Origin of the sequence: Polynucleobacter sp. AP-Capit-er-40B-B4 (assembly GCF_018882245.1) — a bacterium.
GTDB lineage: Bacteria > Pseudomonadota > Gammaproteobacteria > Burkholderiales > Burkholderiaceae > Polynucleobacter.
On the sequence record NZ_JACVOV010000001.1, the window covers coordinates 581,806 to 606,157 of the forward strand.

Here is a 24,352-nt window from a genome sequence, read left to right on the forward strand (position 1 = left end):
CTATTTATCAAATCTTCAGACCATGTTAGATTATCTAACGAAACTATAAAAATACTAAGGAGACAAGATGTTCGCCTCACTCATTCATGAGATTTCTACCTCTACATTTGGTAGATGCATCCTCGCGGTAGGCCTTGCTTGTGGAGTAAGCCTGAGCTATGCGCAAAACTACCCTAATCGCACAGTCAAGATGGTAGTTCCCTTAACCACTGGCTCAGGTGCCGATATCGCAGGACGCGTAGTGGCTAAAAGCCTTTCGGAGACCTGGAAGCAATCAGTCATTATTGAGAATCGCCCTGGCGCTGGCGGCCTTATTGGTACGGGTGTAGTTGTAAACGCTGAGCCTGATGGATATACCTTATTGGTGCAATCTGCCTCTTATGCAGCTAATCCTGCTATTTATAAAAAGCTTCCCTACGACCCCCTCAAGAGTTTGGTAGATGTCGCTATTTTGGGCCAAACCCCTTATGTCATGATTACTGCGGCAGATAGCCCCTATCAATCGATTCGTGATTTAGTGATTGCCGCCAAATCCAAACCCAATGAAATCACTTTCGCTTCAGCAGGCGTTGGTAGCTCGACCCATCTTGCGGCCGAATACTTTAATCAAATCATGGGCATCAAACTCATTCATGTTCCTTACAAAGGATCGCCTGAGGCTATTGCTGACACCATGTCCGGACGCACTGCTTTTTACATGGCTCCATTAGATACCGCGATTGGCCAACTGAAGGGCGGCAAAGTACGCGCCCTTGGAGTTACTAGTAAAACTCGTAATGCAGCAGTTCCAGATATTCCTAGCGTTGCAGAACAGGGTTATGCTAACTTTGAGATTGGTTTGTGGTTTGGGGTGTGGGCGCCAGCCGCTACACCACCAGCCATCGTGAAAAAGATTAATCAAGATATTAATCAGGCAATGCAAGATCCCGAAGTCAAAACTGCCTACGAAACAAAAGGTATTAAGGCAACCCCAATGAATCCAGCAGAGTTTGCAAAGTTTGTTCGTGAAGAGATGGGCAAGTATCAAAAGATCGCCAAGGAAGCTGCGATTGAACCCCAATAAGACGGCGCCACTGTGCCAAGCCCCAGACCCTGAAATTCGATCTCCTAAAATTGTATTTCCGGCGGGGGCTGTAGATTGCCACGCCCATGTGTGTGGACCAGCCAACCAATACCTCTATGCAGAGGAGCGTATCTATACGCCACCAGATGCCACACTAGAAAGCTACCAAGCACTATTACAGATGTTGGGAATCAGTCGCGCTGTTCTAGTTCAACCTAGCGTGTACGGCACAGACAATAGTGCCATGTTAGCTGCCCTGAAAATGCACCCACAACAGTTTCGTGGAGTGGCAGTAATTTCAAATGATCCTAAAGCTGTGAGCGATGATGAACTCGCCCAATTGCATGCGGCCGGTGTCAGAGGGCTTCGTTGCAATATTGTTGATCTTGCTGATCAATCCGCTGGTCTACCCATTGAGCAATTACGCAATCTCGCAAAACGTATTCAAGCGTTTGGTTGGCACTTAGAGTTATTGATGCATGTGAACGAATATCCTAACCTTGCCAAAACCTTTGAAGATTTTCCAGTGGATCTGGTATTTGGTCACTTTGGCTACTCTCACGCCAAACACGGCGTTACTGATAAAGGATTTCAGGGGCTCCTAGATTTAATTCAACACGAGCGTGCATGGGTCAAAATGACTGGCCCTTATCGCATCTGCGACGGCAATCTCCCATACTTTGATATGCGCCCATTCTCCGATGCTGTCATTAAGGCAAATCCGAGCCGCTTAATTTGGGGGAGCGACTGGCCGCATGTCATGGTAAAGAAGCAAATGCCACATGATGCAGACTTGTGCGACCTCCTTGGGGATTGGGTGCAGGATGAAAACCTCAGAAATTCGATCTTGGTCGACAACCCCTGTATCCTGTATGACTTTCCGGCTGATAACTAGCCAAATGACCTAAATCACCCAAGATAGAGGTCTTTACTTTTAAATTGAGTAAGAGGGATTACAAATCAATATGGATAACACGCTTACCGTTATTTTAGGAATTGTCGCAATACTATTGCCGCTAGTTGTGGGCCGTCTATTTTGGAAGCGCTTTGACCATTATTTCGGTAGAGGTGATGAGGTCTACATGGATAGCTTGGAATACTTTCTCAAAAAAATTGGCTCAACTGTCTTAGTTGCTTTTGTTATTTTATGGATTGGCATCAGCCTCGTATTTAACGGTAGCGCTTCATAAAACCATGACTGATCAATTTAAAACCATCCTTCTAAAAGCAAAGCTTAACTTTGCCATCTTGGCTTCTATCTTGGTCATCGTAGTTTTAGGAAAGTTCATCAACCCAGAACTGACTAATGGCATATTTGTAACGGCCGATCAACTGGTATCTGATCTCTATATTGTCTTTATCGCTATTACCTTAGGGGCTTTTGTTCCGAACTTTAAGTTAGTAGTCTTTGGATCGATAGCTGCATTTATTGTGGCAACTATCTTGGTACAAATGGGCGTTTATACCTACCTCACGACTGAATACTTATTTGCAGTCTTAATTGTGGTGCTAGGCTTTGCTTCCATCGCCAACCTGTATAGGCACTATCGCGAAAACGGGCTTTGATGCCCTAAAAGTTAGCCGCCCTGCTTCTCTAGGTAGGCAAGGTGGCTTGACTTCAAATCTTTCAGCTTTTGCCACAACAGTGCTTTAGGTAAATATATCTGCAAATTTTTGATTGATTTTTCCAGCTTCCCCTCACGAGATAGCAGTTCATCTATGGCCTTCTGAAGGTCTTTATGAATACTATTTCCGTATGCATCAAATGACTTCTCAAGGGCATTTTTTAACTCTGCTTTTCCTGGGTTAAGCATTACCAAATCAATAAGATCTCTACTAAAAACTGCCTCATCATTCCATCGATCGGAATTGGCTAATAATTTACTAGCAAGTAAATCCATTCTTGTTAGCGTAGTAATGCCTTCGATTTGATCATGGGGGTCCGGATTCTCAAAAGCAATCCTCCCCTCCAAGACGATCTCAAATTTCACCCGCACGTCTCCAGATTGAATGGCCGAGCGAATGCCGTACTGATCGGCCTTAATATCTCTGGCCAAGATTAATTTGGCTCCATTTTTGGCAATCGCATAAATACCCTGGGAATCCGTTAGCAAATTCCGCAACTCTCGATAATGCTCTTTATCGGAGATCAGAAAGTCAATGTCAACAGACTCGCGATATTCATCTTGCGACAAAGCAATTGCTGTGCCGCCACCAAAATAACAACGATGATCTCTCAGCAGATCTCCATTGAGCTGCCGAAGAATATCGGCAATAACCTGATGGTGTTTTCTTTTAAACAAGTAATTGCTCCATGCCTCTTGTATCCACCAGTCTTTGTATTAACGCTCGCTCATGTCTTTGTAGGCTATCCAAATCCAAGAAGCGCTTGTTGCGCTCATAAATTGATACCGCTTCGGCATCAGTTAAATACTCGTCATCTTTTAGTTGCCACGCTAATGCTTTTAGTTGCGGAAAGTCTTTAATCCGAATATGAGGCATTTCAGAATTCTGAATATGATCTTTAGTAGCCTCACCCTGAAGGGAGCCCAAAGGCATCAAAGCTAAATGCAAACCGAGTGCCTCACAAACCTGCAAATAAGCGCCCATGCTGACACTTGGCTCCCCCTTTTCAATGCGATGCAATGTCACTCTTGAAATGCCTACTACTTCAGCACAAACCTGAGCGCGAATCCCCAAAACCTTTCTTCTAGCCGTTATTTGGCCACCCAAACGCAGAAGAGAAGGTGGGTTCTGAGTAGCTTTTTTGTCCAGGAGATTTTTCATAATGTTTCTTATTATATACATTAATTATTTTTTGTAAATTATTAGAAACATATTTAAATAACCACCTCCCAGACACTACCACCATGACCAGTTGGCATCATGCCTGTGGCGCGCCTCAAAAATAGGGTCCGCCAAACCCATCAACCAAAGCCTCATGACTCGGTTATTTCTCGTCCTGCGACGATGCTCAAACGCATTCCGATACCAACGGGGCGCAGAGCCACCCATAGTGACTTGTGTATCTGAATGAAAGATCGCAATTGCTTTTCGACCAGCTACAGATTTAGGGCTATGACGAATAGTAGGTTCGCCACTATAAAATGCCTTCCAGTCCTTCAAGACCCAAGCATATTCATGTTGTTGATTTTTGCGTCTATAAGTTCTCGACATGAAAAACTCCTCATACTTTTATTAATTAGTTACATCATGTCGAGCTCCTTAGTGAGATTGGGAAATTGCTAGGCAATAAAAAACGCAGTCATGTTCAGTGACTGCGTTTATTTTAAAGAATAGGAAAACCCTATTCAAATGATGGGGCTGAGGTAATCAATTTTTACAAGCCACCAATGACGATCTTGCATGTTACGAACTCTGCACATTCATTCAATCTATAGCAAAACTAATACTGGTTTATTTATTTCCTACTAACGATGCCGGTAAGATATTGATTGAGCGGCTCACCTACTTTGCCTGCAGCATAGTCAGACACATGGGCTCCGTATGAGTACATTCTTCTGCCCTCTTTTTGATATGAACATACACCTTGTTCTTTGGAGCAAAGATATGGTGTTGCATCAAATACATACACTGCAGTTGGGTGGGCCAAGGCAAGCTTATTTAGGACTGCGCGGTACTTTGCTGTAAATGCTAGATATTGATCAATCGGCATTTCACAGGCTGGCTCAATCTGATTAAAGTTATCCAGTGCAGAAATACCTACTTTGCGATGAAAGCAATCTTGCGGAGATGCTAAGTGGGGGTTGTCTACCAGTAGCACTATTTTCTTATGATTAGTAATGAGTTTAGTGACAACACTATCTAGACCTTTATAAGCCTCAGCTTGATCGTATTCATTGGCATCAGCCATTGAAGGCAAAAGACTGTTGCTTGAGAACGTAAGGAGTACCACTTTGATATTGGGATTGGCAATCAGCTGCTCAACCGCTTTATCGGTATATACGGAGTCTTTAGCGGACACATTCTGTCGAACATTGGAGAGATAAGGCCTCATATTCTGGGGGCCGCCAGGTCCATTGATAGTGAGCCAGCGATATGGCGGCGCTGAGGTACGAATCAAGCCAGGCCAGAGTGATGTCGCGTGACTATCTCCAATCAATGCAAACTGCGCAGGCTCACGCCGATCTTGCAAACAGCTGGCAAAGAAATGATTGAGGCTCGGGTCAGATAGTCCACAACCATCTTCCTGAAATCCACCATTACCACCATCTTCACCAGAAAACTCAAATTGAGTGATTTGATTGAGCGGTCTTTGTTCAAAGCCATTTTTACTGAATACTAAGGCACAAGCTAAAACGATAGCCATACCTAAAAGCAATACCAATGCTTTCTGTTTGACGGAGTCGTTATTGCGCAGCGGTTTCTCAATGAACAGATACGTGAGCCAAGCAAGAAGTACTGACAAAGCAACCAGCACCAATCTTTGCACAACAAATACCGGACCCCAGATCTGAGCGTATGAGAGCAAGATCCAATGCCATAGATATAGTGGGTAGCTAATTAAGCCCAATGCCACCATCGGACGGCTAGCCAAGAAGTATTGGTTAATCCAAGCGCGTGGACCCGCAGCAATCAATAGTGTTGCGCCCAACACGGGTAATAGCGCTAGCCAAGCTGGAAAGCGGCTATGCGCATAGGTCACCGTCACGCCAACAACGAGCATCGCAAAGCCCAAGATGGAGACTATTTGTGGCAGCGAATAGCTTACCCAGCTAGGAAGTGGAATGCGCCCCGCACCGTTTTGACTTAAAGCTAGGTTTGCAATAAACGCACCGGTCAGCAACTCCCAAAAACGCGATTGAGGTGAGTAGAAATCTAATACTGGCGAGTGATGAGCATAATCAATATTGAGCGCAAATGAGATTACCCACAACACCACAATGAGCAAGGCAATGCGCAGCTTGCACTTATATCCCAGCCATAGAATGAAAGGCCAAATGATATAAAACTGCTCTTCAATCGCTAGGGACCACAAATGCAAGAGTGGTTTCTCAACAGCACGACTATCAAAATAACCAGCCTCACTCAGATAAGTAAAGTTAGAGAAAAACCCCACTGCTGAAATGAGATGCTTTCCTAGGATTTGCAATTCAGATGGGAAGAGAAAAAACCAGCCCAGCAGAATCGAACTTGCCAATATCAATAGCAACGCCGGAAAGATCCGAATGATGCGTTTGCAGTAGAACCAAACAAAACTAAATGTATTGGTGGAGAGTCCCTTCAAAATGATAGAAGTGATCAAGAATCCTGAAATGACAAAAAAGATATCGACACCAATAAAACCGCCATGAGCCCACTTGGGGAAGGCGTGATAAATGAGCACCAGCAAAACTGCCAAGGCTCTCAATCCATCAATATCTGGCCTGTAAGCCAAGATATGGGTGCTGTTGGGGGTATCTTTCAAAAACGACTTAGGTGTCAAAAGTTCTAATAATTAGTGAGGATACACAAAAGCAACCTCAGATTGTGGTTATGGTTGTCGCGGTTTTTAGCCCCAGGCTTCGTCCTATATAAAATATGGCTTAGAAGGCTATTACCCGCCTAATTTTTTATCTAGAAATCCAATAAACATTACATTTTGTGTAGCCGTTTATTTTTGCTGTATTCGCAGCCATTTAAAGCTAGAAATCCACTTGAGCAGCTCTGGAGGACAGCAAACACCCTAAAGAGACCATGCAAAAAAAAAAGGGGGGGGTAATGCTGGGGCTTTATGAAAAAGCAAGCAATAAAAACCAGCAAAACAGGGTTTTTGGGTGCCTAAGTGGAAATACTGATGTCTTTTTGACTAACTGCAGTTAAATTCTTAGAAAAATTTGTATTGCTCTAATTATTGAATTAAAATTAATTTTGTATATACAAATTCATTAGGCTACGAATGAAAAATTTAATAATTAGCGAGCAGGTTTTGGCTCATATTTGGGATAAGCATCAAATAAGAAGAGTGGATGTAGAGGAGTGCTTCTTTAATCATATTGATAACAGGTACATTGAGGATGATAGGGCCCACAATAAGACAAACCCGCCAACCTATTGGTTTATAGCAGAAAATCACCAGTGCGTAAAACTAAAGGTAGTTTGCGTTTTCAAGGCTGGTAATGTGTACTTAAGAACGGCATATCCACCAAATGAAGTAGAATTAAGTATATACAAAAACGCTAAGTAATCGCTAAATTTATTTAAAATGAGGATACAAATGAGCACCAAACAAGTTGCAACTGAAATTGCAGACACTCCAGAGGCGTGGGAGAACGGTGAGCTTGGTCAAAGCCTAGATCACGCAGTCGTTGCTTCTAGCAAGGTTGCCTCTGAAATGGATGAGGCCCTTGGATTGCAAATGATTTCGATTCGATTAAATAAGGATTTAATTGATGCGCTTAAGCTTTTAGGCGTGAAATATGAAATGGGTTATCAGCCACTAATGCGTGAGGCGTTAAAGCGCTTTGTAGAGGGGGAATACAAAATGATTGCTCAAGAACAGCTTGAGCGACAAAAAGCCGAAAAGAAAAGGGCCGCAACACAAAAACTAGCAAAAGTCGCATAAATCAAAAGCCCCAAAAGGGGCTTTTTTCTTGGCTTAAATTACACATCTGAACAGGAGCAGGATAAATAGCCTGGAAAACCTAAATAATCTATATGCATTTAAGTTATATAGGATCAATTTTTCAGTATTTTGAGGAATATTGAAAACCCCTGACAATTCATACCTATGTATAAATATGATGCTATCGATCAAACCCTTGTAGATCAACGGGTTGCCCAATTTCGTGATCAGGTTGCCCGCCGTTTGGACGGCAGCCTGGCCGAAGAAGAATTCCGCCCATTGCGCCTACAAAATGGCCTGTACCACCAACGCCATGCATACATGCTGCGTGTTGCCATTCCTTATGGCTTATTTAGCGCCAAACAACTGCGCACACTGGCACTCATTTCTGAAAAATATGATCGTGGCTATGGTCACTTCACTACGCGCCAGAATATTCAGTACAACTGGGTCACCTTAGAAGACACTCCAGATATTTTGGCTGAGCTTGCCAAAGTGGAGATGCATGCCATTCAAACTTCAGGCAACTGTATTCGCAACATTACAAGTGATGCCTTTGCAGGTGTAGCCGCAGATGAATATGTAGATACTCGTCCGATTTGCGAACTCTTGCGTCAATGGTCAACACTGCACCCAGAGTTTGCACACTTGCCACGCAAGTTTAAGTTTGCAGTCAATGGCGCCAAAGAAGATCGCACGGTATTGCTTTGCCATGACGTCGGTATTGAGCTCAAGAAAAATCCTAATATCAATAATGGTGAACTCACTGCCGATATTTACGCAGGTGGCGGCATGGGTCGCACCCCTATTTTGGGATCCCTCATCAAGCAGGACTTGCCATGGCAACTACTCCCAAGCTACCTCACTGCATTGCTGCGCGTATACAACCGCTTTGGCCGCAGAGACAATCTCTATAAGGCTCGCATCAAGATCTTAGTAAAGGCCTTAGGCCCAGAAGAATTTGCCCGTCAAGTTGAAGGTGAATGGCTTCACATCAAAAATGGTGATGACAACTTTACTCAAGCGGAGTGGAATCGTGTTGCCAAGCATTTCACTAAGCCTGCATATAAAGCTTTACCTGCTTTGACAACAGAGCAAGTGATTGCAATAGCAAGTGATGCTGACCAAGCCACGCAAACTGCCTTTGCAAAATGGTTAAAGCGTAACGTCAAACCACATCAGGTGCCTGGTTACGCTAGCGTGATTTTGTCACTCAAACCTCATGGCACGGTTGCCCCTGGAGATGCCACTACTGCACAGATGCTAGCGATTGCCGATCTTGCAGATCAATACAGTTTTGGTGAATTACGTGCTACCCATGAACAAAACTTGGTACTAGCCGATGTAGAGCAAGCTAAGCTGTATGAGCTCTGGCAAGAAGCCAAAAAACAAAAGGTAGCTTTACCAAACGTGGGTTTGCTGACTGACATCATCGCGTGTCCTGGCGGTGATTTTTGCTCCCTGGCTAATGCCAAGTCCCTGCCTATTGCCAAAGCCATTCAAGAACGCTTTGATGACCTGGACTACTTATTTGATTTAGGTGATATCAGCTTAAATATTTCTGGATGCATTAATTCTTGTGGCCACCACCACGTTGGCAATATCGGCGTACTCGGCGTCGATAAAGATGGTGAAGAGTGGTATCAAATCACTCTGGGCGGAGAGCAAGGCAACAATGCTGCTATTGGCAAGGTAATTGGCCCCTCTTTCTATGCCGATGAGATTCCGGATGTGATTACCAACATCATCAATACCTACATCAAAGAGCGCACTGAGGATGAATCCTTTATTGCTAGCTATCGCCGTATTGGTGTAACGCCTTTCAAGGAAGCCGCTTATAAAAATAAAAAAGAGTATGCCAAGAAAAGCAATGCAGAGGCAGAAAGTAACACCGCCACTGGAGTGACATCATGAGTCAAGCAGAAGCAAATACCAACATCATTGCTGCCCACGAGCAGATTTTGCACTTTCCAAAAGGTGGGAAGCCAACACTGGCCTCAAATGAATGGCAAATCTGGAATGGCAGCCAAGATGAAGGTGGCCTGCCAGATTTAGAGCATGGTCCTCATAATGTATTGGTGCCTTTTGCTTGGTGGATACAGCACCACAAGGAAATAGATATTCAATCTAAAGCTAAAGCTGGTCAAATTGGTGTCTGGTTTGCTGCCGATGACGATATTTTGAAACACGCCGATCTAATTGAGCAAGGTAAAGCCGTGTGGCCTTTAGTGGCAGCACACTTCCCAATCTTTAGAGATGGTAGAAGTTTTAGTACCGCCGCCCTCTTGCGAGATCGCTTCCAATGGACTGGTGAGATTCGGGCGATTGGTGATGTGCTTATCGATCAACTCTTGCAAGGTGCTCGGGTTGGTTTTGATAGTTTTGCATTGCGTCCAGATCAGAACTTAGATATTGCACTCAAGCAATTTGATTTGTTCTCCGTTACCACCCAGAACAGCTGGCGCAACAAGAGAAGCTTACTAGCAACGAACTAAGCGCATAAATCTATCCTCATGAAAAACAATTCTTCAAGTCTCGGTAAAGTATATTTAGTTGGCGCTGGCCCTGGTGCAGTCGATCTCATTACTGTGCGTGGTGCCAAGTTATTAGCCAAAGCAGATATCGTTTTTCATGACGCATTAGTTGACCCTGAGATGTTATCGCTATGCCCACAAGCAGAACATGTCGCTGTTGGTAAACGCTGTGGCAAGCTCTCTTCTGCGCAACATTTCATCAATAAGCGCTTAGTGGATGCTGCCCAAAAGCATCAAGTGATTGTGCGTCTTAAGGGTGGTGATCCTATGCTCTTTGGTCGCGCTGATGAAGAAATCACTGCCCTCAAACAAGCAGGCATTGAGGTAGAGGTTGTACCTGGCATTACCGCCGCACTAGCGGGAGCTGCTAGCCTGCAGCAATCCTTAACTCTCCGCGGAGTCAGTAGAAGCGTCGCCTTTATTACCTTAGCGCAAGGCACAGAAAATACTAATCAATCGAAAGTCGATGAGAGTCAGCCGGGCAATAACCAAACCATCAACCCAATAATCAACCCCATCACCAATCCTAACGCGGATACTTTGGTGTATTACATGGGACGCAAAGATGCGGCGCAGATTGCAAGGCAATTGATTAAGCAAAATCAACCTCACCAAGCCACTACACCGGTACATATTTTGGAAGCAGTTTCCACCCCAAAAGAAAGACTATGGAGTAGCACCCTTCAAGAGTTGGCGGACGGTAAAGCAGATGATTGGTTTGATAGCAGCTCGCCTGCACTAATTATGATCGGCGCAGCCTTAAGTCATTCCAGTGAAAATTTAAAGGGCTCTAGCCCCGAAATCAACAATAGCCTGCAAGACAGCCAAATCCTCGCCAACAGCCGGCGTCGCGCTTAAAGCAATTGCTGGAAATTTAGCCTTACACGCATCTAGCAGCACCGGGAAATCATTACGCAAGTGACCACCTTGGCCAAAAAAGACCGGCACAACGGTGATTTGAGTGGCGCCAGCAAGACTCAGGGCACCAACAGCCTCTTCTAGAGAAGGTTGCATCATTTCTAGAAAAGCGAGCCCTACAGGAACGGTGGCATTCTGAGAGCGCCATAGCTCTGCCAGGCGATCAAATGGCTCGCGCCAACGCACGTCACGGGCACCATGGCCAAAGAGGATGATTGCTTTCATTTTGATGAATTCTTCAGAAATCGCTATAAAACAGATTAATCATTAGATAATTGAGTCATATTAATTGCTTTTCAAGATATCCGTTTATTTTGATGAGTGGACAGTATCAAGATTATTTATTCAATACATAATTTATTTCTATAGCACCTATGACAACTTTACTTAGCGAGCTTAGCAGCCAAACTTGGTTCATTGCCCTCATGGCAGCAGCCCTGATTGGCGGCGTACTTTCAGCCGTGCACCATGCCGAGGTAGTTGCTCATAAAACGGGTGAGCCTTATGGTGCTCTTATTCTAGCCATTAGTGTCACCATCATTGAAGTCTCTTTAATCATCTCGATGATGCTCTCAGGCCACGATGGCTCGCAATTTATTGCTAGAGATGCCGTCTTTGCGACCGTAATGATCGTGATTAATGGCGTGATTGGTTTGTGCATCTTTATTGGCGGTCTTCACCATCATGAAATGTCTTTTCGTAATGAAGGCACCAACTCTGCCCTAGCAGTACTCACCGCATTAGCCACATTCATTCTGGTGATGCCCATTGTGACCACCAGCACACCAGGTCCTGACTTTACTAAAAGCCAACTGGCGTTTGCAGGGATTGCCTCTTTTGCACTCTATGCAGCTTTTTTATTCTTTCAAACAGTCAGCCATCGCGACTACTACCTACCCAAAGCAGAAGATAAGAAAACAGATATTAACTTTCATGCGCAAAAACCTAGCAATCTCAAAACAGCTGTCAGCGTTGCGTTGCTCATTCTGTCGTTGATTGTGGTTGTAGGTCTTGCAGAGCTATTAAGTCCAGTGATTGAAGCGGGAGTTAAAGCTGCGGGAGCACCCAAGACAATTGTTGGTATTGCCATTGCGATGCTGGTTCTTCTTCCCGAAGGTTTTGCAGCAGTGAGAGCCGCCAAGGCAAACCGCCTTCAAAGCAGCCTTAACCTGGCGCTAGGTTCAGCGCTAGCCAGTATTGGGCTTTCAATCCCAACAATTGCAGCGATTGCTATTTTCTTCAACCTGCCTTTAAGCCTTGGTATTAGCGATCTCAATATGACGCTGATGTACCTGACCTTCTTTATTGGGGCATTAACGCTAGCCATAGGCAGGACCACTCTATTACAGGGTGTTGTGCACCTGATTATCTTCTTTGAGTATTTGTTCTTGAGTTTGGTGCCGTAAAGATAGCTCATAAAAAAATCTATAAATTGACTAATAAGATATTAATAAATCAATAGTAGGATAGTATTTTATTTACTCTAAAATCTGGTTTTCTTTCAATTGAATCCTATTTAGGTTAAAAAAATATTAGTAATTTTCAAAATATTAGATCTGGTGATTTAGAGAATTTAATTTATATATCAAATAGACGAAATGCTATAATTTGATTAAGAGCCATAGGAAAACTATTATAGTCTAGACTTAATTTAGAAAAATCTTCGATTCCTGAATTTAAAGAACAAATAATTTATTCTAGATTAGTATCAATACACCCAATGTTGTAGCATTGATAAGGCGAATAGAAATATATTTTTGAAAGTCCCTACCCCCTTGCCTTATTATATATTTAATTAAAAATATCAACGGTATTAAAATTAATAAGAGTCCAATAAATTATCCATAAATTGAATATCCACAAAAAAATCCTTATGGACAAGTGACTGAGAATTAGGGTCGGGCTCAAACATTACAAAGTTAATATCGCCGGCAAGATCATCCCGAAGATTAATAAAAAAATGGCAATTTCCAGCATTTCCCGGCCAACCCGCAAATGTAAGTATTTTAGTTTTTGGCTTAAGAAAGATTAGTGAACTTAAAGCAGCACCAGTTTGAGTTACAAAGAAATTACATCCACTTAAAATATGAATTTGCTCTTTAAATGATAAGTCGTTGGGATTATATACTTCAAATCCCTTATCTTTAAAAATTTGAATTAGTAACCGATGATTATGAACTTTTCGCCCTTGATTTTCACCCCTGCAGAAAAATATTTTTTTTTGGCCCAAAGTGGATATCGTATTGGTAGTAGCAATGACATTAAGCACATGTTTAGACATAGACTTAATTGCATTAAGATTATAAAAACTATCAGAAAAAACTAGTGGATCGGATAGGTTAATATTTTTGTGGTTATAAATAATTCTTGCGGTCGGTGTAAAAACAACTAATTTTTTACAAATAACCATTTCGCCTTTTGCGACCTTTATTATGCGTCCAGAAAACCCCGTCAGCAACTGAATTGCCTCATAAATATTTTCATGCAAACCTTCATCTATCAAAATTGGCTGGTTTTTATATACCCCCATACAGATTAATCCACTTAATTTTGGCAATGTTTCCAGTAAAAAGTGGGCATAATTGCCATTCAAACCATTAATAAGATGAATAGCGCTATCAATTTCCAAAGATTTCGAACGGTTACGGACTAAAATTCCTTTTCCAGAGTCCCAGATAATTGCATTAGAGACTGGGTACAGCTCCTCTCTGTTCCAATTGATAAAATTTGAGTGAATACACTCAGAATCAGTAAAAATTAAATCTGCGCCGCCTAACAAAAAACAATTTTGAATCTCAAAAGTAAGCACTTGAGGGAAGGTTAACTCATCAAATGAGATGTTATATTCATTTTGATACCTCTCCGGAATAGAAGTAAAAGGTCGTGGATTGTATTGATATTCGTCGAATAAAACCTGCGCCGATATTTTATTAACACTTATAAAGTCACTGAAGCTAATTTTTTTATGGAATGAGTGTTTGAAGAATTTAGGGTATAAATCAAGAAAGTACACCGGTGATTTATTTCTTAGCTCTATAATAATTGCATCAAAGTCATTTTTTATTAAATTTCTTATTATTCTAAAAATAAAATATTTAGCAAAATTTTTACGGTAAAAAACCTTCGCTTTCTCAATGTAAAGATTCATTTTGATACTTTAATAAACATCCAGCAATATCGTCTCCAAAATATACTATTTTGTTATTTTTAATATAAATTATTTTATTAAAAAAAGTTTTAGCATAGTTCAGATCATGAGTAACACTAATAAATATTGAGGAATCATTTTTCAACTCTTCAACTCTTTTTGTGGACTTTTCGATAAAGTTTAAGTCGCCACCAGCGAATAATTCATCCACAACTAGAATATCAGGCCTGACCAATAGTGCCAAAGAAAAAGAGAGTCTATAGCACATTCCAGTTGAATAATATTTCATTGGAACATCAATAAAATCACCAATATCAGCAAAGTCTATAATTTCCTGTTCGCGTGCACGCAACTCTTTTGAATTAAATCCTGAAATTAGCCCAGATAATATTATATTCTCTCGCCCAGTTAATTCCGGATTCATTCCCGCTCCAACTTCAATTAATGAGGTTATTGAACCCTCAATTTTCACCTCACCACTTGTGGGCTTGTATATTCCTGTTATTAATCGTAAAAGAGTACTTTTACCTGCACCATTCTGCCCAATAATTACCACACGATCACCATCAATAATTTTAAAATTAATATCTCTTAATACATCGTGTGTATCGTATTTATAGTAATTTTTTCCAAAATTTAATATAAATTTAATAATACCTTCTTTAATTGTATTTTTCTTATTTGTAGGTTTATTAAATTTTAGAGAAACGTTATCGAAATTTACAGTTGACATTTTATAGATAAAGAGGTATTTTGTTTCGGTTAGTATTTAATATAGCCTTAGCCATAAAATAGAATATGATGCTCCCAAAAAGTACTAAAAAAATAAGGCTATATTCTTCAGTTTTTCCGGCGTATCCCTCTCGAATAGATCCAATCATGTAGCTTAATGGATTAAGGCTAACAATAATATCTGCAACTGCTTGTTTGCCAGCTATCATATTTTTGGAGTAAAGTACTGGGGTCATAAAAAAAAGTATTTGCAATATAACCCCCAATAAATATCCTACATCTCTGAAATATACATTTAATACCGACAATATCATTCCACCACTATATGCGAAAATAATTAAACTTATGAGTGAAATAAAAAACCCCAAATCAGGGAGTGGGGATGAAAATCGTGACCCAATTATCATCAAAATACTTAGCATGGTAATTGAAAGCAAAAAATCAATCATATGGTTGCCGAGGTTAACTAAAAGAAATATCTCTAAATTGATTGGCACTTTTTTTATCAAACCCTCATTACCCGTCATTGATCCCGCTGCTCCAGAGAGTAAATTTGAAAACAACTGCCAAGATAAATAGGCTGGGAATAACTGCAAGAAATACGAGGAATAAGATTGCCCAAGCAGAACCGCCCAGATTACAGAAATAAATGAGACGGATAGCAATGGGTTTAATAACGACCAGAATAACCCTAGAATGGTTCTTTTGTATCTTATTTTAAGATTTGATTTAATTAGTATTTCAGCAATCCGTAAATCGTTTATTTTCACAAAACCTCTTTTTTAATAAATTTGATTTAGTTTAACAGGACTAGTTAACTATAGTTAACATTTCTCTACCATAAACGATAAATCGATATATTATTGAAATTTATTTATCGTTTGGAGGGACAGTATTATTTTCAATAAACCCGAATATTGAATATTTTATCTCGTTTTCAGAGCCATCTTTCAATATTTTTTCTAATTCCAGCAAGTACTTAAAGACCATCTCAAGCTCTACATATCCCTCATGAGCTCTTAAGATGCGCGGATGAATTGTCAACTTTGGATCGTTTCCAATCAATAGCTCCTCATAAAGTTTTTCTGCGGGGCGCAAGCCGGTTATAACAATCTCAATATCGCCATTTGGATTTTTTTCATCTCGCAATTCGAGGCCAGATAATTGGATCATCTTTTTTGCTAAATCATAAATTTTTACCGGATCCCCCATGTCCAATACAAATACATCACCCCCCTTGGCCATCGAGCTTGCCTGAATCACTAATTGGGCGGCCTCTGGAATCATCATGAAAAAGCGAGTGACCTCTGGATGTGTTAAGGTAATTGGACCACCATTTTGAATTTGCTTACGGAAAAGTGGCACAACAGATCCAGAAGAATTGAGAACGTTCCCAAAACGCACCATTGAAAAAATGGTATTGGAACTTGATGAGAAATCATTTGCTAGGGCTTGCAAAATAATCTCCGCAAGACGCTTGCTTGCTCCCATAATATTGGTTGGCCGCACAGCCTTATCGGTACTGATGAGTACAAAATTTGGAACGCTATACTTGCTTGCTAGACATGCAAGGTTGAGAGTTCCATATACATTGTTTAAAATACCTTCAACTGGGTTTTTCTCAACAAGTGGTACATGCTTATATGCTGCCGCATGAAAAATGATATGCGGATGAAAGCCTTCAAGAATAACTCTAACGGCTCGCTCACTTGTTATAGGCGCTAAGAATGCTTTTACTGGCGCCCCATAAATACCAATATCACCAGCCAACGATAAAAGCTCTTGCTCAATAGCATATAGAGAATATTCACTTTGGTCTACAAGAATTAGCTGCTTTGGTTTCAAATCAAAGATTTGACGACACAATTCACTTCCAATTGACCCTCCCGCCCCTGTAACCAACACCACTTTTCCGGTTACATTTTTTGATAACAAATTAATATCAGGGTTTACAGGGTCTCGACCCAATAAATCCTCGATATCCAAGTCATGTATATCAGAGACTAAAATTTTTCCGCTAGCCAAATCCTGGACGCTAGGCAATGTCCTGATAGTAACTCCTAATTTCGAAATCCCTGAGATCAGCTTAGCACGTTTAGAGCGCCCGATCGATGGCATAGCCAATAGAATATCGCTAATTCCAAGCCTTTCTACAACATAGCTTAAATTCTCGGAAGCATAAATTGTTAAATTATTTAAATTACTACCCTGCAACATTTTATCGTCGTCAATAAATCCAACGACTTGCATTTTTTTACTATTGCGAATTGCCGCAGCTAACTCTCTTCCAGCGCTACCAGCACCATAAATTAAAACTTTAGGAAGCTCTCCAAGCGCCAATTGCTCTCTGTAAACTTTACCAAACCAATGACTAACAAGGGCCCTTGAGGAGCCAACAGCAATTAAGAGCAGAATTGGTTGAATTAAACCGATGGTTCGAGGTACGCCTTGAATACCAATTATAGTAAAGACGCCAGCATAAAGAATGCCGTAGATTCCAATGGTGCGAGCAATTGCAAGCAAGGCTGACCATCCTGAATATCTAAAGATAGCACGATAAAGTCCAAATGAAACAAAGAGCGGTATAGATAGGATAACTGATAGACCCATAGCAATGTCAGGCCTGGCCAATATATCCAAGGATGCCTTATCTTGAAGAGGACTCACCCATACACCTAGTCGCAAATAGAATGCGAACCATGTAGTTAAAAAGCATAGCCCAATATCTAGGGTCAAGGCAATTAATCGCTTGAGCCAACGCGGCAAACCTAGGGCTACATTGACTCCACCTCTCACCATTAGTGCGCCACTCCATCACTACGAAAAACTTTACCCACAGTAAGTAATAATATTTTCAAATCCAATAATAACGATTGCTGTTGCAAGTACTGACAGTCATAATGAACCTTATCTTCAACTGGAATTTCATCCCTACCATTCACTTGCGCCCAACCTGTAAGACCCGGTCTCAAAGAATCAATACCAACTTCGTAGCGCTTTTGAATTAATTCGTACTGGTTGTATAGAGCTGGCCTAGGTCCGACAAAACTCATATCACCCAAAAGAATATTCCATAGCTGAGGTAATTCATCTAGGCTTGATTTTCGTAAAAATTTTCCAATTGGTGTTATAAAAAAATCTGGATTTCTCATCAAATCTGTTGCTATTGCTGGTGTATTTAGTCGCATAGATCTAAATTTTGCCATCTTAAAAATTTCTCCATCCTTGCCAACTCGATCAGACCAATATATGGCTGAGCCAGGAGAGGTCATGGTTACCAATATGGCAATTATGAGCATTGGAATAAATAAAATAATTAAACCAAGTGCGCTGAGTATTAAGTCAAAAATTCTTTTCATCACACTAAAGAAGGTCCTGTTGGGGCCTAATTTCAATGCTCTCGAAAAGTAGTTTATGTATGCCTGCACAACATACTCTTGACGAAAGTCTCTTAAAACCCTTTGTCGAGCTGCTTCTCCATACGCCTTACGCTTTTTAGGATTTTTATAAAAAAAAGTAATTGCCCTGGAAAGTGCTTGGATATTTTTAGACTCAACCAATAATCCAGTTACTCCATTATCTATGGCGTCACATATTCCATAAATATTAGTTCCAATTGATGGAATTCCAATGGCGGAAGCCTCTAATATTGAAACTGGGAATCCCTCTCTATAACTCGGTAAACACAAAAAATCTGCTGCAGACATATATTGTTCTGGATTGGCAGTAAAACCTTCCACCCTAAGACGATTGAAACTAGAGTCGTGAGCAGAAAATAACCTTGACACCAATCCATCTTCATCAGGACCCACAATTACGAGATAGAGATTTGGGCATTCCTTAAAACATTTTATAAATGCTTCAACCAGCTCAAATACTCCTTTATCCATAACAATGCGCCCCATAAATAAGGCTACAGTAGCATCAATAGGAATATTTAAAGATTTTCTGATGTTAAATCTAGATAAGTCTTGATATTGATATCTTTCGACGTCTACCCCACCTATAGAGCCATAACTAATAACATCGATTTTTCCTATCGGGGCAATACCCTGAGCAGCTAAAAATAATTTTTCTGAAAAACTTACGGCTAATAATTTATTTGCAAGTAGGGCTGTTAGTGAATCTGCTATTTTTAAAATTAATCTGAAGATTCCTCGCTTAGAGGCCCAAAATTCCCCTTGAAAAATATGTAATCTAATGGTGGGCGCGCTAAAACATGAAGCGATCATAGATAGTAAGCCAGCCTTGGGGGAGGTGGAGATCAAAAGATCAAACTTACATGTCCTAAACACTTTACATAAATCCCAAAGAGAAACTAAATCCTTAATAGGGCTAAGCTTTCGAGCCATTCTCACTGGAATTACTTTTGCCCCTAAATCCACACCACTTATATAGATGTCATTTCTAGGATCAAATACAAGAGTTACATCAAATTTTTTTGAAAGTTCTGAAATATGGGGGATAAGAAAAAAATAAATGCTAAGCGGCGAAGCAGATACTATGCAAATAGATTTTCTATTGGTCATAGCTTCATTCATTAAATAAATTTTTTCTGGCACTAGCGATAGTTTTAAAAAAGCCTCTTGTTATAATACGACGAAAAAATTTTATTATTGACCAAATGCATACAATAGTTAATACATAAAAATTAATACCGCCCCTACGACGAAGATCGTAAAGAGTGAATAACTCTCTTTTTTGCTGCCTCCATAGCTGGCTACTATAACCATCTCCACTAAACTCTGGTCTGAAAGTATAGGCAAGAGGGCAATCCATGATTCGCACATCATAACCCGCAGAGATAATAGATAACCAGAGAGAAAAATCTTCAGAAAAATGTCCATTGGGAAATCGGTAAGGGATATCTTTTCTTAATATGACAGAACGTGTTGGAATTGAGTTAGAAATCAGCATCTGAGATAGACTGATTCTTTTCAAGCGACAATTTTTCACCAATGATTGCCGTGGCAAAAAATTTATTTCAGGAATTAAGATGCTTTGATGCGCGATCAAGTCAATACCCTCTATCTTTTTAAGTAGGCCGTATTGCAATGCAATTTTATTTACCGCCCAAGCATCATCAGCATCCAAAAAAGCAATCCACGGTTGGGTTGCCCTAGCCCATCCTATATTTCGCGCACCACCAGGACCAATATTACTATTTAAAAAAATAGCCTTGACTGAAATACCCAAATTTCTTCGATAAATCATCTTCTCTAGGGTTGAGATTATAAATTTCGTCTTACCATTATCTGGACTGGCATCATCAACCATAATCAACTCCATTGGTAATTGAGTTTGATCGAGAATTGACTGGACCGCCCTTTGCAATGTAGAGCTAGCCCTGTAGCAGGGGATAATTACACTAATCGGGGCGTGGCATACATCAGAGATCATGACTAACAACTGGGAACTTTATCCACCCCTCAGGCAGGATATTAATCTGTGGTACCGGCCCTCTATTCCAGATATCTGGTGCTAATATAGTTTTATTTTCTGCCTTATTTAAATAAGCGCCCCACCAGCTAAAAGAGCTATTAGAAATAATATGGTGATCACATTTCGACATCAATACCATCTCTTGAGAGGGCTTAAGATCTATTCGCATATTCTCATTTGCCGATATATAAGTAACGTCGGCATTGAAGCTAAGGCTATTGCGAACCCACTGGGGATCATCGGAAAAAATATATAAATGCAAATTTGGATATTTTTTTTGCATTTCGGAAACTGCACGCTCATAATAGCTAATATCGCAGACTAAATGCTGCCTCCTAGCTCGTGGATCCTCAACATAATCACCCCTTCGCACATGAAGACTAACAGATACAGGCTTATTTTTTATATCATCAATTAACGGAAGAATATTTTTATACAAATCCGACTTAAGCGAAAATTCAGCACGAATTAAATTTTCATTACCTATAAAATATTTTTCACTCTGAAAGTAACCATCCAAATAAATATTACCAACTTTTTTTAAAATCTCAGGATGCCAATCTATATAGTATCTTTTGAATATTTTTTGCTCTAATAGTCGCAAGATCTTAGATAGAGATCCCAGTGGATTTTTGGCTTGGCTAACCTCCTGAGGGCTCGCAATAGCTGCTGTTATTGTAAAATCTTTAATATCTAGATTCCGATAAATTTGTCGTCTATTTTCTATATTTTGATAACCAGAAATGTCTAGCTTTAAGACATCATCATTTTTAAATGCAAGCATGAATCCGGTAGCATATTGAAACATTTGATTGCCAAGCCCGCCATTAAGTCTAACTAATATCAAGATACCCTCCTTTTTGAAAGGATCGCCTGATAGACATCAATATACTTATCGATCATCTTACCAAGACTAAATCGCTCTTGCGCATAATTCCTCAGCTCATTACGAAGTCCATCACCCCTGATACGAGCTTCACTAATAATGTTATGAAGTGATTCAATCAATAGCTTACGATTCCCAGGCATAATCGATACGCAATTGGGCGCATCTACAATAGCCTCAGAACACCCTCCAATGTCATACGTTAATACAGACGTACCGCACGCCATCGCCTCCAAAATTACAAGTGGAAAGTTCTCATATTTAGATGTACATACCAAGACATCAGCGCAAGACAGAATTTCCGCAAGATATGCTTTATCCGAAGATGCTTTCAAATGATGAATACCCATCCTAAATCCATCATTCTTTGACCCTAAACATACATATTGAAACCCTAACCCCAGGTCTGATGCAGCAAGCCAACAAAAATCCTCATATCCTTTGTAATAGTTAGTCTCAGCATTTGCACCAATAAATAATATCAATGGCGCATGTGAAAATTTAAATTTCTTTCTTAGATCCGCCTTAGGGCCAATCTTAAATTTATTAAAATCAATCCCATTAGGTACATGGAAGGCCTCCTTTGGAGAGAGAGAAGAAGTCCTTAACTTACCAAGCAACCAATGCGATGGGCTTGCTAAGGAAATATTCATCTCCTTATACAAACTAGATTTTCGCCACGAAAGATAATAATCATTATTCCAGATTGTTGTTGGGTACAGCCTTTTATCTGAGATTTGGTAAATACCATTTTTTATAACATCCGAAGATGTATGTGCAGAATGCGGTGTGATGGCCCACATATCATGCAACGTCCATAAAACAGGCTTAATCTGAGACATTTTTTTTAATGTTTTTAGACTGAAATACCAACCATGAAGATTGTGACAATGAATCAGGTCTGCCGCTAAAAATTCGGGGGTTTGCAATAAATAATCAGTTTGGAAAAAATCAACATCATTTGATAATAACCAAGAAAGGGCTTTAGACCACAACGGACGCTCAATCTGTTTAACCATAGGATTGTCACTACTAATCTCAGACTTTCCAGAAAAAACAACAGACTCGTGCCCACGCTCTAGTAGCCCACGATGAATATCCATCGCTACCCTAGACGCTCCACCGATTGAATTATCACTTGCAGTGATGGTCAAAATTTTCACAATAAGAATTTTCTTAGTTTATTAATGGCTGATTTTATTAAGCCTCCAATAGTTGGCTTATAAAAATTATCATAAAGATAATAATCTGCTTCAGCTTGGATAGATCGACAAGATGGATCTATTACTGTACTCCCCAATGAATGTATCGGAAGTGCGTGCGTATCCATACGATTCTTAGTATGAGTTGCTTGCTCACCATAACCAATATTCGTAGATAAATTGACATTTGGGGACAACGAAAGTCCATCTACTCTCCAAATTGCATATAACCACTTTGCATCCCAGAATGTATAAACACCCCTCCTAAGTCCTTTAAAAAACTTAAGCCAATAGGTCCTCTCTTGAGCACTTAATTTAATTTTATAAAAGCCCCCACCTGAAGCAACAAACCGATCCAAATCATTTAACTCTTGGTCAAAGTGCTTCCAAGCCCTACTCCAAGTTGCCCACCCCCAATTGGCTGGATATCTAGAAAAATAATAATCTCCGTCTCCCCACTTTTTGGTCTGAAAATTTGCAGCTGAAATATTCATGATGCGATGATCATCTCGATATTTATGAAGTAAATATGATGAATATTCATAGAATTCTCTGGAGATTAAACAGTCATCTTCAAGAATAATTCCAGATTGATTTTTTGAGAAAAACCAATTAATTGCAGTTGGAACAAATAAATCACATCCAAGATTTTTTTTAGCGTAAAAGAAGTCAAGGGTACAGTCCCAATCAACCAACTGAGAAATCATTTGTTTGCAAAATCTTAATTTCTCAACATCCTCCTCATCAAAATTTCTAGCTCCATCTGCCGCAAAAAAAATAATGGGGGGCTGGAAACTTCTAAGTGCGGCAAGCTGCCTGTAAAAAATATCAGGTCTATTAAAAAAAATAACCAGTATTGGGCATGGTAAGGGTTTCATTTTTATATCAATAATTTCAAAATCTCTTTAGATTTTCGAAATGCATTTATTAGATTTGAGTGCAAAAATCTTGAGGCTAAGGATTTACTTGAGCTTAAACTACCTGAATTAAATATATTTACAAGGGTAAATAATATGCTTTTAACCAAGGTCAGAAATCCTCGATTAATTTTCCAGGAGAGATAAGCCCTCTCGCCCTCCAAATAAATTCGATCAAAAAATGAAAGAGAATTTTTGTATTTATTCATCAGATAAATAGTAACCTTCAGATAGGAGTCATCAATCTCCGCATTTGCAGTTTTTGAGGAGACGCCAATCTTTGCATAATGTATGTAGCAAATTTCATTTATTACGTAATAGGAATTAGCTTGGTTGCAGATACTTATATCCCAGGCCCAATCAGCCCAAATACCAATATCATCGGGGTAGTCCACATTAATAATAGAAGATCTTGAAAATCCAATCTTTCCAAATGGGGCACATTTCCGAATCATGGTTTGGAAAGGTGATTGTCGATATATCTTGTAGTTAGCTAATACCTGATTTTTTCCATCAGCATCCATATTGAGTGAGGGTGAAAAGCATACGAACACATCATGATCAGGATCTAATCCGGCTTTCTGAATCGCATTCTTAACGCAACGGGTAGCATTTGGTAGAAAAATATCGTCAGCGGCGAGCAAACTAAAAACGTTTCCAGAAGAAACTTCAGCGGCTTTCTTCATATTTTTTGGTATACCCAAGTTTCGCTCGTTAATAATTACTCGACACTTAAACGAAGGGTTATAGCTCTCAATTAATTCATGTGCAACCTTAGCAGTTCCGTCGGTCGAGCAATCATCTAAAACTATTAATTCATATGGCTCAAGTTGCTGATCAAAAATAGATTTGATTGCATTTACTATATATTTCTCTTGATTGAATGAAACTATAACAATACTATGTTTAATATTTTTCATTTCACTCTTTACGATGCGTCTTTCT

Annotated in this window: 24 protein-coding genes; 9 read left to right on the top strand and 15 right to left on the bottom strand. The window is 40.1% G+C overall.

Annotated elements, in window-relative coordinates:
* The first annotated feature begins 67 nt into the window (after nucleotides 1-67).
* The 4 genes from ICN19_RS02865 to ICN19_RS02880 all read left to right on the top strand — a co-directional run bounded on the left by ICN19_RS02865 (nucleotide 68) and on the right by ICN19_RS02880 (nucleotide 2,629).
* Nucleotides 68-1,063 carry a tripartite tricarboxylate transporter substrate binding protein gene (locus ICN19_RS02865; RefSeq protein ID WP_216245637.1) on the top strand — a complete coding sequence of 332 codons (996 nt, stop codon included), beginning with the start codon at nucleotides 68-70 and terminating at the stop codon, nucleotides 1,061-1,063.
* Entirely contained in the window at nucleotides 1,050-1,958 is a 909-nt protein-coding gene (locus ICN19_RS02870; protein WP_216245640.1) for an amidohydrolase, read from the top strand. The genes ICN19_RS02865 and ICN19_RS02870 overlap by 14 nt, the downstream gene beginning before the upstream one ends.
* A 70-nt stretch (nucleotides 1,959-2,028) precedes the next feature.
* A complete protein-coding gene (locus ICN19_RS02875) occupies nucleotides 2,029-2,253 on the top strand; it encodes a hypothetical protein (protein WP_216245642.1) in 225 nt (74 codons plus the stop codon).
* Between the two features lie 4 nt (nucleotides 2,254-2,257).
* On the top strand, nucleotides 2,258-2,629 hold the full coding sequence (locus tag ICN19_RS02880) for a hypothetical protein (protein WP_216245644.1): 372 nt from the start codon (nucleotides 2,258-2,260) through the stop codon (nucleotides 2,627-2,629).
* 11 nt (nucleotides 2,630-2,640) lie between these two features.
* Here ICN19_RS02880 and ICN19_RS02885 read toward each other — a convergent pair whose 3' ends face one another.
* The 4 genes from ICN19_RS02885 to ICN19_RS02900 form a co-directional block, all read right to left on the bottom strand.
* On the bottom strand, nucleotides 2,641-3,366 hold the full coding sequence (locus tag ICN19_RS02885) for a nucleotidyl transferase AbiEii/AbiGii toxin family protein (protein WP_216245646.1): 726 nt from the start codon (nucleotides 3,364-3,366) through the stop codon (nucleotides 2,641-2,643).
* Nucleotides 3,359-3,850: a helix-turn-helix domain-containing protein gene (locus tag ICN19_RS02890; RefSeq protein ID WP_216245648.1), complete on the bottom strand. Its 492-nt coding sequence runs from the start codon at nucleotides 3,848-3,850 to the stop codon at nucleotides 3,359-3,361. Before ICN19_RS02890 ends, ICN19_RS02885 begins: the two co-directional genes overlap by 8 nt.
* Nucleotides 3,851-3,925: 75 nt before the next feature.
* A complete protein-coding gene (locus ICN19_RS02895) occupies nucleotides 3,926-4,240 on the bottom strand; it encodes a hypothetical protein (protein WP_216245650.1) in 315 nt (104 codons plus the stop codon).
* 244 nt (nucleotides 4,241-4,484) lie between these two features.
* Nucleotides 4,485-6,509, bottom strand: a complete 2,025-nt coding sequence (locus ICN19_RS02900) for an acyltransferase family protein (protein ID WP_216245654.1) — start codon at nucleotides 6,507-6,509, stop codon at nucleotides 4,485-4,487.
* 771 nt (nucleotides 6,510-7,280) lie between these two features.
* Here ICN19_RS02900 and ICN19_RS02905 point away from each other — a divergent pair.
* The 4 genes from ICN19_RS02905 (at nucleotide 7,281) to cobA (ending at nucleotide 11,020) form a co-directional block, all read left to right on the top strand.
* Nucleotides 7,281-7,628: a hypothetical protein gene (locus ICN19_RS02905; RefSeq protein WP_068320591.1), complete on the top strand. Its 348-nt coding sequence runs from the start codon at nucleotides 7,281-7,283 to the stop codon at nucleotides 7,626-7,628.
* Between the two features lie 165 nt (nucleotides 7,629-7,793).
* Entirely contained in the window at nucleotides 7,794-9,542 is a 1,749-nt protein-coding gene (locus ICN19_RS02910) for a nitrite/sulfite reductase (protein WP_216245655.1), read from the top strand.
* Entirely contained in the window at nucleotides 9,539-10,123 is a 585-nt protein-coding gene (locus ICN19_RS02915; protein WP_216245656.1) for a DUF934 domain-containing protein, read from the top strand. Before ICN19_RS02910 ends, ICN19_RS02915 begins: the two co-directional genes overlap by 4 nt.
* A gap of 18 nt (nucleotides 10,124-10,141) precedes the next feature.
* A complete protein-coding gene (gene cobA, locus ICN19_RS02920) occupies nucleotides 10,142-11,020 on the top strand; it encodes a uroporphyrinogen-III C-methyltransferase (RefSeq protein WP_216245658.1) in 879 nt (292 codons plus the stop codon).
* Here cobA and ICN19_RS02925 read toward each other — a convergent pair.
* Entirely contained in the window at nucleotides 10,943-11,311 is a 369-nt protein-coding gene (locus ICN19_RS02925) for a sirohydrochlorin chelatase (protein WP_370625140.1), read from the bottom strand. The two genes, cobA and ICN19_RS02925, sit on opposite strands and share 78 nt — an antisense overlap.
* A 143-nt stretch (nucleotides 11,312-11,454) precedes the next feature.
* On the opposite strand from ICN19_RS02925, the gene ICN19_RS02930 reads away from it, so the two are divergent.
* The gene (locus tag ICN19_RS02930; RefSeq protein ID WP_216245662.1) at nucleotides 11,455-12,486 is read left to right on the top strand and encodes a calcium:proton antiporter; all 1,032 of its coding nucleotides are present in this window, start codon (nucleotides 11,455-11,457) and stop codon (nucleotides 12,484-12,486) included.
* A 413-nt stretch (nucleotides 12,487-12,899) separates the two neighbouring features.
* Here ICN19_RS02930 and ICN19_RS02935 read toward each other — a convergent pair whose 3' ends face one another.
* The 10 genes from ICN19_RS02935 to ICN19_RS02980 form a co-directional block, all read right to left on the bottom strand.
* A complete protein-coding gene (locus tag ICN19_RS02935) occupies nucleotides 12,900-14,228 on the bottom strand; it encodes a DUF563 domain-containing protein (RefSeq protein WP_216245663.1) in 1,329 nt (442 codons plus the stop codon).
* The gene (locus ICN19_RS02940; RefSeq protein WP_216245665.1) at nucleotides 14,212-14,961 is read right to left on the bottom strand and encodes an ABC transporter ATP-binding protein; all 750 of its coding nucleotides are present in this window, start codon (nucleotides 14,959-14,961) and stop codon (nucleotides 14,212-14,214) included. Before ICN19_RS02940 ends, ICN19_RS02935 begins: the two co-directional genes overlap by 17 nt.
* A 1-nt stretch (nucleotide 14,962) precedes the next feature.
* A complete protein-coding gene (locus ICN19_RS02945) occupies nucleotides 14,963-15,730 on the bottom strand; it encodes an ABC transporter permease (RefSeq protein ID WP_216245667.1) in 768 nt (255 codons plus the stop codon).
* 100 nt (nucleotides 15,731-15,830) lie between these two features.
* Nucleotides 15,831-17,627 carry a polysaccharide biosynthesis protein gene (locus ICN19_RS02950; protein WP_370625116.1) on the bottom strand — a complete coding sequence of 599 codons (1,797 nt, stop codon included), beginning with the start codon at nucleotides 17,625-17,627 and terminating at the stop codon, nucleotides 15,831-15,833.
* A 131-nt stretch (nucleotides 17,628-17,758) separates the two neighbouring features.
* Nucleotides 17,759-19,501, bottom strand: a complete 1,743-nt coding sequence (locus ICN19_RS10260; protein WP_216245670.1) for a sugar transferase — start codon at nucleotides 19,499-19,501, stop codon at nucleotides 17,759-17,761.
* The gene (locus ICN19_RS02960) at nucleotides 19,494-20,360 is read right to left on the bottom strand and encodes a glycosyltransferase family 2 protein (RefSeq protein WP_216245672.1); all 867 of its coding nucleotides are present in this window, start codon (nucleotides 20,358-20,360) and stop codon (nucleotides 19,494-19,496) included. The genes ICN19_RS10260 and ICN19_RS02960 overlap by 8 nt, the downstream gene beginning before the upstream one ends.
* A complete protein-coding gene (locus ICN19_RS02965) occupies nucleotides 20,350-21,249 on the bottom strand; it encodes an alpha-1,2-fucosyltransferase (RefSeq protein WP_216245674.1) in 900 nt (299 codons plus the stop codon). The genes ICN19_RS02960 and ICN19_RS02965 overlap by 11 nt, the downstream gene beginning before the upstream one ends.
* Nucleotides 21,246-22,451: a glycosyltransferase gene (locus ICN19_RS02970; RefSeq protein WP_216245676.1), complete on the bottom strand. Its 1,206-nt coding sequence runs from the start codon at nucleotides 22,449-22,451 to the stop codon at nucleotides 21,246-21,248. Before ICN19_RS02970 ends, ICN19_RS02965 begins: the two co-directional genes overlap by 4 nt.
* Nucleotides 22,448-23,368: a hypothetical protein gene (locus tag ICN19_RS02975; RefSeq protein ID WP_216245678.1), complete on the bottom strand. Its 921-nt coding sequence runs from the start codon at nucleotides 23,366-23,368 to the stop codon at nucleotides 22,448-22,450. The genes ICN19_RS02970 and ICN19_RS02975 overlap by 4 nt, the downstream gene beginning before the upstream one ends.
* 2 nt (nucleotides 23,369-23,370) lie before the next feature.
* Entirely contained in the window at nucleotides 23,371-24,327 is a 957-nt protein-coding gene (locus ICN19_RS02980) for a glycosyltransferase family 2 protein (protein WP_216245680.1), read from the bottom strand.
* Nucleotides 24,328-24,352 lie beyond the last annotated feature (25 nt).

Coding starts and splice junctions, on each gene's coding strand:
- ICN19_RS02865 (WP_216245637.1), top strand. CDS start 68: ATGTTCGCCTCACTCATTCATGAGATTTCTACCTCTACATTTGGTAGA.
- ICN19_RS02875 (WP_216245642.1), top strand. CDS start 2,029: ATGGATAACACGCTTACCGTTATTTTAGGAATTGTCGCAATACTATTG.
- ICN19_RS02880 (WP_216245644.1), top strand. CDS start 2,258: ATGACTGATCAATTTAAAACCATCCTTCTAAAAGCAAAGCTTAACTTT.
- ICN19_RS02890 (WP_216245648.1), bottom strand. CDS start 3,850: ATGAAAAATCTCCTGGACAAAAAAGCTACTCAGAACCCACCTTCTCTT.
- ICN19_RS02895 (WP_216245650.1), bottom strand. CDS start 4,240: ATGTCGAGAACTTATAGACGCAAAAATCAACAACATGAATATGCTTGG.
- ICN19_RS02905 (WP_068320591.1), top strand. CDS start 7,281: ATGAGCACCAAACAAGTTGCAACTGAAATTGCAGACACTCCAGAGGCG.
- ICN19_RS02910 (WP_216245655.1), top strand. CDS start 7,794: ATGTATAAATATGATGCTATCGATCAAACCCTTGTAGATCAACGGGTT.
- ICN19_RS02915 (WP_216245656.1), top strand. CDS start 9,539: ATGAGTCAAGCAGAAGCAAATACCAACATCATTGCTGCCCACGAGCAG.
- cobA (WP_216245658.1), top strand. CDS start 10,142: ATGAAAAACAATTCTTCAAGTCTCGGTAAAGTATATTTAGTTGGCGCT.
- ICN19_RS02930 (WP_216245662.1), top strand. CDS start 11,455: ATGACAACTTTACTTAGCGAGCTTAGCAGCCAAACTTGGTTCATTGCC.
- ICN19_RS02935 (WP_216245663.1), bottom strand. CDS start 14,228: ATGAATCTTTACATTGAGAAAGCGAAGGTTTTTTACCGTAAAAATTTT.
- ICN19_RS02940 (WP_216245665.1), bottom strand. CDS start 14,961: ATGTCAACTGTAAATTTCGATAACGTTTCTCTAAAATTTAATAAACCT.
- ICN19_RS10260 (WP_216245670.1), bottom strand. CDS start 19,501: ATGAATGAAGCTATGACCAATAGAAAATCTATTTGCATAGTATCTGCT.
- ICN19_RS02960 (WP_216245672.1), bottom strand. CDS start 20,360: ATGATCTCTGATGTATGCCACGCCCCGATTAGTGTAATTATCCCCTGC.
- ICN19_RS02975 (WP_216245678.1), bottom strand. CDS start 23,368: ATGAAACCCTTACCATGCCCAATACTGGTTATTTTTTTTAATAGACCT.
- ICN19_RS02980 (WP_216245680.1), bottom strand. CDS start 24,327: ATGAAAAATATTAAACATAGTATTGTTATAGTTTCATTCAATCAAGAG.